General features: G+C 72.0%; 10 protein-coding genes. 7 read left to right on the top strand and 3 right to left on the bottom strand.

The annotated features are described in order from the left end of the window. Positions 1-48 precede the first annotated feature (48 nt). Together A3CE_RS0106370 and A3CE_RS0106365 are read left to right on the top strand one after the other, a co-directional pair. Positions 49-1,473, top strand: coding sequence for an extracellular solute-binding protein (locus A3CE_RS0106370; protein ID WP_020639236.1), 1,425 nt, complete (start codon positions 49-51; stop codon positions 1,471-1,473). Beyond that, positions 1,470-3,479, top strand: coding sequence for an ABC transporter permease (locus A3CE_RS0106365; RefSeq protein ID WP_020639235.1), 2,010 nt, complete (start codon positions 1,470-1,472; stop codon positions 3,477-3,479). The genes A3CE_RS0106370 and A3CE_RS0106365 overlap by 4 nt, the downstream gene beginning before the upstream one ends. Before the next feature lies 1 nt (position 3,480). Here A3CE_RS0106365 and A3CE_RS0106360 read toward each other — a convergent pair whose 3' ends face one another. From A3CE_RS0106360 to A3CE_RS0106350, 3 genes are read right to left on the bottom strand one after another with little or no spacing between them, the layout of a single operon-like run. Beyond that, positions 3,481-4,221 (bottom strand): ribonuclease activity regulator RraA, encoded by a 741-nt coding sequence (locus tag A3CE_RS0106360; RefSeq protein WP_020639234.1) that lies wholly within the window; start codon positions 4,219-4,221, stop codon positions 3,481-3,483. Between the two features lie 57 nt (positions 4,222-4,278). Further along, complete coding sequence (locus tag A3CE_RS50265) at positions 4,279-6,021, bottom strand: ABC transporter permease subunit (protein ID WP_020639233.1); 1,743 nt, start codon at positions 6,019-6,021, stop codon at positions 4,279-4,281. After that, positions 6,021-7,529, bottom strand: a complete 1,509-nt coding sequence (locus A3CE_RS0106350) for an ABC transporter substrate-binding protein (protein WP_020639232.1) — start codon at positions 7,527-7,529, stop codon at positions 6,021-6,023. Before A3CE_RS0106350 ends, A3CE_RS50265 begins: the two co-directional genes overlap by 1 nt. Positions 7,530-7,630: 101 nt before the next feature. Between A3CE_RS0106350 and A3CE_RS56180 the strand changes: the two genes are divergently transcribed. From A3CE_RS56180 to A3CE_RS0106320, 5 genes are all read left to right on the top strand, one after another. Then, on the top strand, positions 7,631-7,801 hold the full coding sequence (locus tag A3CE_RS56180; protein WP_157376772.1) for a hypothetical protein: 171 nt from the start codon (positions 7,631-7,633) through the stop codon (positions 7,799-7,801). Positions 7,802-7,806: 5 nt separating this feature from the next. Next, complete coding sequence (locus A3CE_RS0106340; protein ID WP_026468215.1) at positions 7,807-9,009, top strand: ROK family transcriptional regulator; 1,203 nt, start codon at positions 7,807-7,809, stop codon at positions 9,007-9,009. 305 nt (positions 9,010-9,314) lie between these two features. Beyond that, the gene (locus A3CE_RS0106330) at positions 9,315-10,502 is read left to right on the top strand and encodes an ROK family transcriptional regulator (protein ID WP_020639230.1); all 1,188 of its coding nucleotides are present in this window, start codon (positions 9,315-9,317) and stop codon (positions 10,500-10,502) included. After that, positions 10,499-11,995 (top strand): sugar ABC transporter ATP-binding protein, encoded by a 1,497-nt coding sequence (locus A3CE_RS0106325; RefSeq protein WP_020639229.1) that lies wholly within the window; start codon positions 10,499-10,501, stop codon positions 11,993-11,995. Before A3CE_RS0106330 ends, A3CE_RS0106325 begins: the two co-directional genes overlap by 4 nt. Then, entirely contained in the window at positions 11,992-12,990 is a 999-nt protein-coding gene (locus A3CE_RS0106320) for an ABC transporter permease (RefSeq protein WP_020639228.1), read from the top strand. Before A3CE_RS0106325 ends, A3CE_RS0106320 begins: the two co-directional genes overlap by 4 nt. The last annotated feature ends 17 nt before the right edge of the window (positions 12,991-13,007 follow it).

The following is a 13,007-nucleotide window of genomic DNA, read 5'->3' as shown; positions in this document are numbered from 1 at the left end:
CGCTGTCCCGCCGGTTGCACCGTCGCCCCGTCGGTATGAGGAGTTGTCATGGCAGAGAACACGGAGTGGTCGAGACGCACCTTCCTGGGGGTGAGCGCGCTGGGCGTGCTCGGTCTCGCCGGCTGCGGAAGCGGCCCCGCCGCCCCGCCACAGGTCGACGTCCAGGTGCCCAAAGCGCTGCTCGACCAGGCTGCCGCGCTCCGCGGCGGGTCGGTGGGGATGCTCTCGCAGAAGCTGTACTCGGAGGCCGCCAACAAGGCGCTGGACAAGTCGTTGCAGGTGTTCGCGCAGGCCACCGGCACCACGATCCGCAACGACCTGGTCTCCGGCGACGCCGGCGACATGGTCGCGAAGATGGACGCCGAGGTGAAGGCGGGCACCAACCGCGATCTGGCCTTCATGAGCGACCGGCGGTTCGTCGGCCAGCTCCACAACCTCGGCGCCCTCACCGACGTCACCGACGTGGTCGAGGAGATGCGCGCGCTCTACGGCGAGCCCGCGACGGCGTCGACCAAGTTCTGCGTGTTCGACGGGCGCTGGTTCGCGATCCCTTACCACTTCATCGCGTCCGGGATGTACCTGCGCAAGGACTGGTACCAGGAGAAGGGGCTCCCGCTCAAGCCCTACTACACGTGGGAAGAGCTGCGCGACAACGCGTTGGCGGTCTCCGACCCGGCGAAGCGGCGCTTCGGCTGGGGGCTCACGGTGAACCGCTCCGGCGACGCCAACGGCTTCATCCAGAACGTCATCAACACCTACGGCGGGGCGATCGCGGACAACACCGGCACGAAGGTGGTGTTCAACTCGCCGGAGACCGTCGAAGCCGTCACGTTCATCGGCGACATCTACACGAACCCGAAGTACAAGCCGATGCTGCCACTCGGGATCGGCAGCTGGACCGACTCGAGCAACAACGAGAACTGGCTGGCCGGGATCCTGGGGCTCACGCTCAACCAGTACAGCGTCTACGCCGACTCGAAGACCAAGAAGAACCCGGTCTACGCCAACACGCACCCGTTCAACGGCGCCACCGGGCCGGCGATCGACCGGCCACTCGCCTACGGCGAGTCCAATTCGTTCGTCGTGTTCAAGGGAGCGAAGAACCCGGGTCTCGCCAAGCTGGTGGCTAAGTTCATGGTCGGCGGGAGCGCGCTGCTCGGTGTCGCGAAGGAAGCACCATGCCTGGTCAACCCCTCGTGGGACAAGGTGTGGGACTCCGACCCGTACTACACGAGCGGTGACCCGGCCTTCGCCGCGCTGCGGGAGCAAACCCGCGCGCCGCTCCCGATGAAGACCAGGACCGGCTACACGTTCCCCCAGGCCCCGAGCCCCGGCGAGCAGGCCGCCCTCGCCGCCTATCTGCTGACCGACATGATGCAGTCGGTCGTCCAGGGCACCCGGCCCGCCGACGCCGTTGCCGTGACCCACGGGCGGATCGTCCAGATCTTCGAGCAACAGGGCTACCGGCAGTGACTGTGTTGCGTCCGCGCCCGGCTCCGGCCCGTCCGGCGCCAGGCGCGTCGTCCTCGCTCACGCGCGCGCAGCGGCGGTTCGGGCGCGACTGGCGCCTCGCCGCGGTGTTCATCGGGCCGACGCTGGTGCTGGTCGCCGGCCTGATCCTGGTCCCGATCGCCGGCTCGATCTTGACCAGCGCCACGGAGCGCCACGGTGCGGAGACGGTCTTCGTCGGGCTGGACAACTACACCGCCCTCATCGACGACGCCCTGTTCCACAAGGGCGTGCTCAATTCGTTCGTCTTCACCGCGTACGCCGAGATCTTCAAGGTGACACTCGGTCTCATCGCGGCGCTGATGCTGCACCACATGCGCCGCGGCCGGGCGATCATCGCCGGGGTGATCCTGCTGCCGTGGGTGATCCCGACGGTCGTCACGGCCTTCACCTGGCGGTCGCTGCTCGACCCGATCTTCGGCAGCGTCAACGTCCTGCTCACCGACTCCGGGATCGGGCCCGGCCTCGCGGCGATCGGGCTGGTCGACAAGTGGCCCGCGGAGTGGCTGTCCGATCCCGCGCTCGCGCTGCCGTCGGTCATCCTGGTCAACGTCTGGAAGGGCATCCCGTTCTTCACGGTGACGTTCCTCGCCGGGCTCAAGGCCATCGACAGCGGTCTCCACGAGGCGGCGATGGTGGACGGCGCCTCGCCGTGGCAGCGCTTCGTGCACATCACTTTGCCGGGCCTGCGTCCCGTCATGATCGTGACGGTGCTGCTGTCGTCGATCTGGACGTTCAACAACTTCGACCTGATCTGGCTGATGACCCAGGGCGGGCCGGGGGACGCCACCGCCCCGTACGTGATGGTGGCTTACTCGAAGGCCATCCAGCAGCTGCAGCTGGGCGCGGGCGCCGCGGTCACGCTGGTGATGCTGCCGATCATCGGCATCCTCGTGGTGATCCTCGTGCGGATGATGCGACGCAGCGACCGGCCGGGCGCGGCCGACCTGGGGCGCAGGCGGCTGAGTCCCGTCCAGCGCCGGGCGCTGCCGTGGGTGATCGTCGTGGCCTCGATCCTCGTGCTGGTCTGGGCGTCGCCGCACATAGTGTGGAAGGCCGCGCTCGTGCTGGGCGTGTTCGTGGTGCTCGCGGCCGCCGTCGGCCGGGTCGTCTCCGCGCTCGCCGCGCGGAGCAAGCGGCTGGCCGCGCGCCTGGTCGGCGGCACCGGCTCGGGGATCGCGCTCGTGGGTCTGCTGGGCTTCGTGCTCGCCCCGCTCTACTGGATGACGGTGACGGCCTTCAAGTCGGACGACCAGATCGTCGCGCGCACCGACGACCTCTGGCCGACCCCGTGGAGCACCGAGCAGTTCACCAACCTGTTCACGGGCCGGGCGTTCGGCACCTGGTACGTCAACACGATCCTGGTGTCGGTGGCGTCCACCGCGATCGCCCTGGTCTGCGCGGCGCTGGCCGGGTATGCGCTGGCGCGGCTCAAGTTCCGGGGTTCGGAGAGCTTCACGGTGACGATCCTGCTCACCTACGTGATGCCGGGCGCGCTGCTGTTCATCCCGCTGTACCAGCTGATGAGCGGGATCGGGCTCAACGACTCGTTGTGGTCGCTCGTGCTCGCCTACCCCACGTTCACCCTGCCGTTCGCGACGTGGCTGCTCGTCGGCTACTTCAAGTCGATCCCGGCCGATCTCGAGGAGGCCGCGCTGGTCGACGGCTGCACGCGGTTCGGGGCGTTCATGCGGATCGTGCTGCCGCTGGCCAAGCCGGGCCTGCTCGCGGTCGCGCTGTTCACGCTCACCAACGCGTGGAACGAGTTCCTGTTCGCCTTCGTGTTCATCACCAAGAACGACTACAAGACGCTGCCCGTCGGCATGCAGTCGATGATCTTCGGCGACGTCGTGCCGCAGGGGCAGCTGGCCGCGGCCTCGCTGCTGATCAGCATCCCGGTCGTGCTCATGTACGGGTTCGGGCAGCGGTTCCTGACCGAGGGCCTCACCGCGGGGGCCGTGAAGGGATGAGTCAGTCCCGGCCTTGTTCGGCACGCCACTGTTCGTACTCGGGCCGGGCCTCGTCCGACAGCGGGTAGTACCGCCGCAGGTCGCCGCCCTCGGCCAGCCGGATCCGGGAGAACTCCTCCCATTCCGCGTGCTCCTGCGCGGCCGCCAGCAGGGCGGGGGCGAGCTTGACCGGGACGACGACCGCCCCGTCGTCGTCGGCGACGACGATGTCGCCCGGCTCGACGAGCGTGCCACCGCACGCCACCGGCACGTTGACGGCGGCCGGGACGATGCCGGTCTGGGCGTGGAAGTTCGGGGTGGCGCCCCGGATCCACAGCCCCAGGCCGAGCTGCTTGGCCTCGCCGATGTCGCGCAGGCACCCGTCGATCACCACGCCGGCGCCGCCACGGCCCTTGAAGTAGGTCAGCATCATCTCGCCGAACACGCCGCTGCTCATGTCGCCGCGCGCGTCGACGACGATCATGTCGCCGGGCTGGGCGTGGTACATGACGTGCCGGTGCAGCTGCTTCTCCGGTTCTTCGTACTCGTCGACGGGGTAGCGGTCCTCCCGTTTCGGCAGGAACTGCAGCGTCAGCGCCGGACCGGCCACGCGGACGCCGGGGGTGACCGAAACCGGACCACGGATGAACGCGCTGCGGATGCCCATGCGGCTGAGCTCGCCGCTGGCCGTCGCGCTGCCGATGGCCGCGAGGGCCGCACTGAGCTCGGCGGGCGGGCGAACGATGTCGGGTGTTTCGACCACGTCGTCAAGCTCCCTGGGGCCGCGCTGACCGTAACCATCGGAGAGTTCGATCCGAGCTTAGCCCCGGCGAACCTGCTTTCGCGATGGCACACGGCGCGGTGAAGCGGCCGCGGCGAGCACGGACAGCAGGACGAGTGCCGAAGCCGGCGCGAGGGTGGTCCACGGCGCCAGCTCCAGGTACGGCTGGTTCTCCGCGAGGAGCCGGCCCCATTCCGGGGTGGGTGGCTGCTCGCCCAGCCCGAGGAACCCGAGGGAGGCCAGGACCAGGATCGTGGTGGGCAGCCGCAGGACCGCGTTGCGGACGACGGCGGGCAGCACCGCGGGCAGCAGGTGGTGACGCAGCAGGTGCACCGGGCCCGCGCCGAACGAGATCGACGCTCGCAGGTAGCCGGTGGCTCGTTCCTGTTCGAGCAGCGCCGCGGTCTGGGCGGCGTAGGGAGTCCAGCCGACCAGGCACACCGCGCACGCCGCGCCCCACACCGACGGTCCGGTCACGGCGGTCGTCAGCAGCCCGGCCAGCACGGCCGGCAGCGTCGACAGCACTTCGGTCAGCCCGGCGCCGGCCGGGCCGGCCATGCCGAGCAGTACCCCGATGACGACGGCGGCCGCCGTCACGGCGAGCGCCACGCCTGCCGTGCGCAGCGCCCCGTGCCCCAGGCGGGCCAGCAGGTCGCGGCCGAGCGCGTCCGTGCCGAGCGGGTGCGCCGCCGAGGGCGGCAGCAGGCGGGCCGCGGTGTCCACTTGGGACGGATCGCGGAGCAGCCCGGCGAGGCCGGCGGCGAGCAGGACGAGCAGGCAGCCGCCGAGCACCCAGCGGGTGGAGCGACGGCGTCCGAGCGCGAGCGGGGGTGCGGCGGCCAGCCCGCCGTCGCGCAGGGCCGGCCCGGACAGCCGGCGGCGCAGGGCCTTGACGAGCAGGCCGGCCGCGATGCCGAGCAGGGCCAAGAGCAGGGTCGCGGTCTGCAGCGGCGGGAGGTCCTGGGCCAGGGCGGCGTCCAGCGCGAGCCGGCCGAGCCCCGGGATGGTGAAGACCTTCTCCACCGCGACCGCGCCGCCGACCAGGCCGACCACGCTGGGCACCAGCTGCGGGAGCACCCCGGCCAGCGCGCCGCGCAGAACGGGCAGGACCAAGCGGCCCGGCGGAAACCCGGCAGCGTGCCAGGTCCGGACCCACGGCTCACCGAAGGTGGCGGGCAGGGCGTGGTCGATCAGCCCGCCGATCACCGCACCGGACGGTACGCCGAGGGCGAGCGCGGGCAGCACCATGGACGCCGGCCCGGTCCAGCCGCCCGGTGGGAACCAGCCCAGCCACACGCCGAAGACGGTGGCGAGCAGCGAGGCGAGCAGGAACTTGGGCAGCGCGGCGAGCGACGCGGCCACCGTGCCGCTGCCGTGGTCGCGCAGCAGCCGCCGGGAGCCGAGGACCAGCGTGCGGGCGCTGACCAGCGCGGCCACCGCGATCGTGACCACGAGCGTGGCGAGCATCAGCGTGACCGAGACGCCCAGGGCGCTCATGACCTGGGGCAGGACCGGTGTGCCCGAGACCCAGGAGGTGCCCGCGTCCCCGCGTGGCAGCCCGCCGAGCCAGTGCGCGAAGTGGCTGAGCGGACCTTGGGTCAAGCCCAGCTGCTCCCGCACCGCGGCCAGCTGCTCACCGGTGGGGGCCTGGTCGGCGGACCGGGCCCGCAGCACCGTCAGCGCGGGGTCGTTGCCGGACAGCCACGGCAGGAAGGCGACGGCCGCCAGCAGGGCACCGCCGGCGGCGAGCCGGCCCGCGCCCGCCCGCCATGCGTCCGCCACTACTTCAGGCGCGTGTCGAGGGTGATCAGCGAGCGCTCGCGCGGATCGAGGACCACGCCTTCCACGCCGGTGCTGACGCCCTGCACGACCTTCTCGTGGACCAGCGGAACCACGGCGTCGGTGCGCAGGATCTCCGCCTCGGCCCGCATGATCTTCTGCCGCCGGAGCGCGGGGTCGCCTTCCTCGGCGGCCGCCGTGACGGCCCGGTCGACCCCGGCGTCCTTCAGCCCGGCGATGTTGTAGACGCCGTTGCTCAGGTAGTCGCTCGCGAGGTACGCGACCGCGTCACCGGTGTCGAGGAGCGTCACCCGCGACAAGATCAGTGCGTCGTACTTGCCGGCGAGGAGGTCGGTCTCCATCTGCGTGTACTCGCGGACGTCCTGCTGCACGGTGAAGCCGGCCCGTTCCAGCTGCTGCTGCACGACGGTCGCGGCTTCGGGCAGTTCGGCGCGGTTGGTGTAGGTGGCCAGGCGCAGCGTCCAGCCCTGGGTCTTCGACCGGGTTTCCGCGACGGTCGCGGCCGGCGCCCGCCCGCTCACCTCGACGCGCTGACCGGCCGCCCAGGAGACGGCGGGCCCGAACAGGCCCCGGGCGGCGTCGGCGTAGCCGCCGAAGACCGAGCCGACGAGGGCGGAGCCGTCCACGGCGCCGCGGGCGGCGGCCCGCAGCGCCGGGTCGGTGAAGATCCCGGCGGCGGTGTCGAGGATCAGGCTGTCGGCCCGGACGGAGGACACCTCGTGCCGGACGTTCCGGTCCAGCAGGGGCGCCTGGGCGGTCGGGATCCACTCGGCGATGTCGGCTTCGTGGGCGCGCAGGGCATTGGTGCGGGCGGTACCGTCGGCGATCCAGGTCACGTCGATGCCGGCGGCCTTCGCCTTGCCGCCCCAGTAGCCGTCGAAGCGCTCCAGGGTCGCCTGGGTCTTCCCGGTGAGCTGGGTGATCTTGAAGGCACCGGTTCCGGTGCCGACCGGGCTGACCGTGCCGTCCGCGGCGTACGCCTTCGGGGAGAAGATGCCCAGCGCGGGGCTGGCGAGCCTGAGCGGGAGCACCGGGTCGGCGGTCTTCGTCGTGATGGTGACGGTGCCGGCGTCGCCGGCCTTCGCGGTCAGCGTCACGTCGCTGAGGACGCGGGGCCTGGTCTTGGCCGCACCGGCGTGGCCGAGTGCGGCGACCACGGAATTGGCGGTGAATTCGGTGCCGTCCTGGAACTTCGCCTCGCGCAACCGGAAGACCCAGGTCGTGGCGTCCTGGCGGGTCCAGGAGGTCGCCAGCGCGGGGGCGGCGGCTCCGTCCCGATCCAGCGCCGTGAGTCCTTCGGCCACGGACAGCTTGCCCAGCACGGTGGCGTCGTTGCTGTACGGGGACAGCGCCTGCGCCGGCGGCACCGCCAAGGCGACCCGCAGCCGGCCGGCCGCCGGGTCCGTGGCCGAGGTGCTGCCGGCGGCGAAACAGCCGCCCAGTAACGGGACGAGGGCAAGCGCGGCGAAGAGCCGGGGTGTCGAACGCACGATCAGTCCTGTCCTGCGAAAGGGTCGTCCCCGGCCGGTTCGGGCACCGCGGGGCAGGGCCGGGCCAGCATATAAGGTAAGCCTGACCATACTTACCGGGAGTGACGACCGTCTCCGCCGCACGGCGTCACGCTCAAGCCGCGTACAGCCGGCCGACCGCGGTGAGCACGGACGTCGAGGACGCCGGGTCGTCGTTGTGCGGCCCCACGTTCACGGCCCCGGTGGCCCGGGTGAAGGTCCAGCCAAGCGCCGCCTTCGACGCACTACGCTGAGGCGAATGAGCGCGGCACCCACCCCGGAGCAGTCGATGGTCGAAACCCGGCACCAGACCCGGTTGCTCACCCTGCTGCGGGACGAGGGGCCGATGTCGCGGGTCGAGCTGGGGGAGCGGCTGGAACTGCCGCGCGCCCGGGTGGGCGCCGAGGTGGCGCGGCTGGCCGAGGTTGGGCTCGTCGAGGCCGCGGGGCCGTCGGCCAGCCGGGGCGGGCGGCGGTCGACGCTGGTCCGGCTCGCCGGCGAGCTGCGGGTGCTCGCGGTGGACGTCGGCGCGACGTCGGTCGGTGTGGCCGTCACCGACGCTTCGTGCGAAGTGCTCGCGCACGCCGTCGAGGACTGCGATGTGCGGCAGGGGCCGCACCCGGTGCTGCGGCGGGTCGCCGAGCTCGCCGCGAAGGTCCGGGACGAGGCACCCGGCCGGCTGGTCGCGGCGGGCATCGGGCTGCCGGGGCCGGTCAGCTTCGCCGAAGGCATGCCGGTCGCGCCGCCGATCATGCCCGGCTGGGACCGGTTCAACGTGCGCGACCACCTCGGCGGGCTCTGGGGCTGCCCGGTCGCGGTGGACAACGACGTCAACGCGATGGCGCTCGGGGAGCGGCACGCCGGGGTCGCGCGCTCGACCGACGACCTGATGTTCGTCAAGATCGGCACCGGGATCGGCTGCGGGATCGTGCTCGGCGGCAAGGTCTACCGCGGGGTCGCGGGCACGGCAGGCGACATCGGGCACATCCGGCTCGACGACTTCGGCCCGACCTGCGCGTGCGGCGAGGTCGGCTGCCTGGAGGCCTACTTCGGCGGCGCCGCGCTGGCCCGCGACGGGCTGGCCCTGGCGCGCAGCGGCCGGTCGGCGCACCTTGCCGAGGCGGCCGCCGAACGCGGGGCGATCACCGCCCGCGACGTCGGCCGGGCCGCCGCGGCGGGCGACTCCGGCGCGGTCAACCTCATTCGTGACGGCGGGCGACGGCTCGGCCAGGTCATCGCCTCGCTGGTCTGCTTCATCAACCCGGGGATGGTGGTGATCGGCGGCGGGGTGGCCCAGCTCGGGCACCAGCTGCTCGCCGAGGTGCGCAGCGCGGTGTACCGGCGCTCGCTGCCGCTGGCCACCGGAAACCTCCCGATCGTGCTGTCCGAGCTGGGCGAGACGGCGGGCGTGATCGGGGCCGCCTGGTCGGCCACGGACCGGGCTTTCACCCTCAGCAGCTGACCCGCCCCGGCACCGACGCAGTGAACGACTCTTTCATGACGTCAGACGCCATGAAAGGGTCGTTCATGACGTCCGGGGACGGGCTGTGGTGCCACGCTCAGTTGCTGAACGCGTCCACAGTGTAACGTCCAGATCGAGCAGGCTTTTGCACTTTGGGAGCGAAAGTCTGTCCGGTTTCGCACGTCTATCCGGGTGAAAACCGGCCTTGTCGCGTGGACATCACCTTGACGAGTGATGCCAGTCACCCTACTTTCGCTGCCTGAGAGACAAAGTGCGTTCAGTTGTCAGCGCAAGATGGGGGCATCGTGGCCGTCACCGGAACGAGGCGAGCCGGCTCGGCGAGCCCGCGTACGGCGAACCTGGCCGCGGTCCTGCGGGCACTGCGCACCGGCCCGCTCTCGCGCACGCAGCTGGCAGCCCGCTGCGGGATCGCGAAGTCGGCGGTCCCCGGCCTGCTCACCGAACTCGCCGAGCGCGGCCTGGTCCGGCCCGCCGGGGTCCTCCCCGGCAACGGGCGGCCGAGCCGGCTGGTCGAGCTGCACGGCGAAGACGCGTACGCACTGGCTCTGGGTATCGAAGCCGACCGGCTGTCGGCCCTGGTCACCGACCTGTCCGGCCGGGTCCTGGCCGAGCGGACCGAGGCCGTCGACGTCGCCGCGCTCGGGCTCCCCGCCGGGATGGACGAACTCGCCCGCCTGGCGCAGGCGGTGCTGCCCGGTCCACCGGTCGGGGTCGCGATCTCGGTGCCCGGCCTGGTCGACTCGGCCGCCGCCGTGCTGCGGTTCGCCCCGGCATTGCGCTGGCGCGACGCGGAAATCGCCGGCCTCATGGCGGCCCGGCTGGCCGTCCCGGCCGCCGCCATCGCCGTGGACAACGACGCCAACCTCGGCGCCCTCGCCGAGTCGGTCGCGGGCACCGGGACCGAGCTGTTCTACCTCGGCGGCGGCACGGCCGTCGGCGGCGGGTTCGTCTCCGGCGGCACGATCCTGCGTGGCGCGCGCGGTTTCGCCGGCGAGGTCGGGCACATCGCCGTCGACCCGTCCGGCGAACGCTGCACCTGCGGCCGGACGGGCTGCCTGGAGACGAAGGCGAACCTGGCCGCCGTCCTGCGCGCGGCCGCTGCCCCGGGCGACCCGCTGCACGATCCTTCCGCCGGCGTCGAAGGCCGCGTCGCGCTGCTCAAGGACCGCATCCGGCGCGGTGACCAGCGCACGGCGACCGCGGTCCACGAACTCGGCGTCGCGCTCGGCATCGCACTGTCCACTGTGGTCGACGTGCTCGACCCGGACGTCGTCGTGCTCGGCGGCTACTTCGCGGAGCTGGGGGAGTGGCTGGTCGAACCGGTCCGCGTCGAGCTGGCCGCCCGGCCGCTCGGCCAGGCCCGGGTCGTGGCGTCCGGCCTCGGCCTGCGGGCCCCGCTGCGGGGTGCCGCGCACCTGGCGGCCGAGCGGCTGTTCGCGAACCCGACGCTCGCCGAGGAGGCGACGGTATGAGCCTGCTTTCCGTTCGCGGGATCGTGAAGACCTTCCCGGGCGTGCGCGCGCTCGACGGCGTCGACCTCGACGTCGAACCCGGCGAGGTGCACTGCCTGCTCGGCCAGAACGGCGCCGGGAAGTCGACGCTGATCAAGGTCCTCTCCGGCGCGCACCGGCCGGACGCGGGCGAGCTGACCTGGAACGGCGAGCGCGTCGAACTCGGGTCGCCGGTCGACGCCCTGCGGCTGGGCATCGCCACGATGTACCAGGAGCTCGACCTCGTGCCCGGGCTTTCGGTGGCGGACAACATCTTCCTCGGCCACGAACGCGCCCGCTTCGGGTTCACCCGGATCTCCCAGGCCCGTGCCGAGGCCGCTCGCCTGATGGCCCGGCTCGGGCACCCGGGCATCCGGCCGTCGACCGAGGTCGGGAGGCTCTCCGCCGCCGGGCAGCAGCTGGTCTCGATGGCCCGTGCCCTCGCCCACGACGCCCGGCTGCTCGTGATGGACGAACCCACCGCCGCGCTGGCCGGGGAGGAGGTCGACAACCTCTTCCGCATCGTCGGCGAGCTGACCGCCGACGGCGTCGCGGTCGTCTACATCTCGCACCGGCTCGAAGAGCTGCGCCGGATCGGGCACCGGGTGACCGTGCTCAAGGACGGCCGGACCGTCGGCACCGGCCTCGACGCCGCCGCGACGCCGACCGCCGACCTGGTCGCGCTGATGGCCGGGCGCAAGGTGGAGACGGTCTTCGGGCCGCGTCACGACGGCCACGCGAGGCCGGAGACCGCCCTCGCCGTCAAGAATCTCTCCCGGACCGGTGAGTTCGAGGACGTGAGCTTCACCGTCCACGCCGGCGAGGTCGTCGGCATCGCCGGCCTGGTCGGCTCGGGCCGCAGCGAGCTGCTGGAGACGATCTTCGGCGCCCGCAAGGCCGACCGCGGAACCGTGACGGTGCAGGGCAAACCGCTCGGCCCCGGCGTCCAAGCGGCGGTCAAGGCGGGCGTCGGCCTCGCGCCCGAGGAACGCAAGAGCCAGGGCCTGCTGCTCGACCTGCCGGTGGTGCACAACGTGACGCTGGCCAGCCTCGACCGGTACGCGAAGCTCGGCTTCACCGAGCGAGCCAAGGAACTCGACGACGCCGGGGCGAGCCTGCGGCGCCTCGACCTGCGGCCCGCCGACCCCCGGCGGATCGTCCGCACGCTGTCCGGCGGCAACCAGCAGAAGGCCGTGCTCGCGCGGTGGCTGGTCCGCGGGTGCCGGGTGCTGCTGCTCGACGAGCCGACGCGCGGCGTCGACGTCGGCGCCCGTGCCGAGCTGTACCGGCTGATCGACGAGCTGGCCGCGAGCGGCGTGGCGATCGTGCTGGTGTCCAGCGAAATCCCCGAGGTGCTCGGGCTGTCCGACCGGGTGCTGGTGCTGCGCGAGGGCCGTGTCCTCGCCGACCGGCGCTCCACCGGGCTGACCGAGGCCGAGGTGCTCGACGTGATTCTCGAGGGGAGCGCGGCATGACCGAAATCCAAGCACCGCCCCAGGAAGCGCTGCCCGCGGAACGGAAGCGGTTCACCTTCTCCGCCGACCCGCGGCTGCTCGGCCTGGCGGGCGTGCTCGTCGTGCTGTGCCTGGTCGGCCAGTTCACCCGGCCCGAGCTGTTCTTCACGGAAAGCAACATCTCGACGATCCTGCGGCTGGCCGCCGCGATCGGCGTGGTCAGCGTCGGGATGACGTTCGTGATCATCAGCGGCGGCATCGACCTGTCCGTCGGCTCGATGGTCGGCCTGGCCGGCGTCTGGCTGACGACGCTGGCGACCCAGTCGTACGGCCCGTGGGTGATGGTCCTTTGTGGACTCGCCGTCGGGCTCGGCTGCGGTCTGGTCAACGGCGTGCTGGTCGCCTACGGCAAGGTCGTGCCGTTCATCGCCACGCTGGCGATGTACGTCTCGGCACGCGGGCTCGCCGAACGGATCAGCGGCCGGCGCACCCAGGTCGTGGCCGACCAGGACTTCCTCGCCTTCTTCCGGGGCAGCTTCCTCGGCATCCCGACGCTGATCTGGCTGTTCGCGCTGGTCTTCGCGGTCGGCTGGGTGGTGCTCAACCGCACCACGTTCGGCCGCCGGACGTACGCGGTGGGCGGCAACGCCGAGGCGTCGCGGCTGGCCGGGATCAACGTCAAGCGCCACCTCGCGCTCGTCTACGGCGTGGCCGGGCTCTGCTGCGGGATCGCCGCGCTCATGGTCGTCGCGCGGACGACGGCGGGCGCGTCGACCAACGGCATGTTCTACGAGCTCGACGCGATCGCGGCGGTGGTCATCGGCGGCACGCTGCTGACCGGCGGCCGCGGCTCGCTCATCGGCACCCTCGTCGGCGTGCTGATCTTCACGGTGCTGTCGAACATCTTCACGCTCAACAACCTGGACACCGACATCCAGAACATCGCCAAGGGCGTGATCATCGTGCTCGCCGTGCTCTTGCAGTTCCGGGCCAGGAAAGCCAGGACCGGTCCGTAATCACCGTTGGAGGCCGT

The sequence above is a fragment of the Amycolatopsis balhimycina FH 1894 genome, assembly GCF_000384295.1.
GTDB lineage: Bacteria > Actinomycetota > Actinomycetes > Mycobacteriales > Pseudonocardiaceae > Amycolatopsis > Amycolatopsis balhimycina.
This window is presented reverse-complemented; position numbering and strand designations above follow the sequence as displayed.

What these genes read in the sequence shown, in the direction of transcription:
- A3CE_RS0106320 (WP_020639228.1), top strand. Translation starts at nt 11,992, where the DNA reads ATGACCGAAATCCAAGCACCGCCCCAGGAAGCGCTGCCCGCGGAACGG.
- A3CE_RS0106370 (WP_020639236.1), top strand. Translation starts at nt 49, where the DNA reads ATGGCAGAGAACACGGAGTGGTCGAGACGCACCTTCCTGGGGGTGAGC.
- A3CE_RS0106340 (WP_026468215.1), top strand. Translation starts at nt 7,807, where the DNA reads ATGAGCGCGGCACCCACCCCGGAGCAGTCGATGGTCGAAACCCGGCAC.
- A3CE_RS0106325 (WP_020639229.1), top strand. Translation starts at nt 10,499, where the DNA reads ATGAGCCTGCTTTCCGTTCGCGGGATCGTGAAGACCTTCCCGGGCGTG.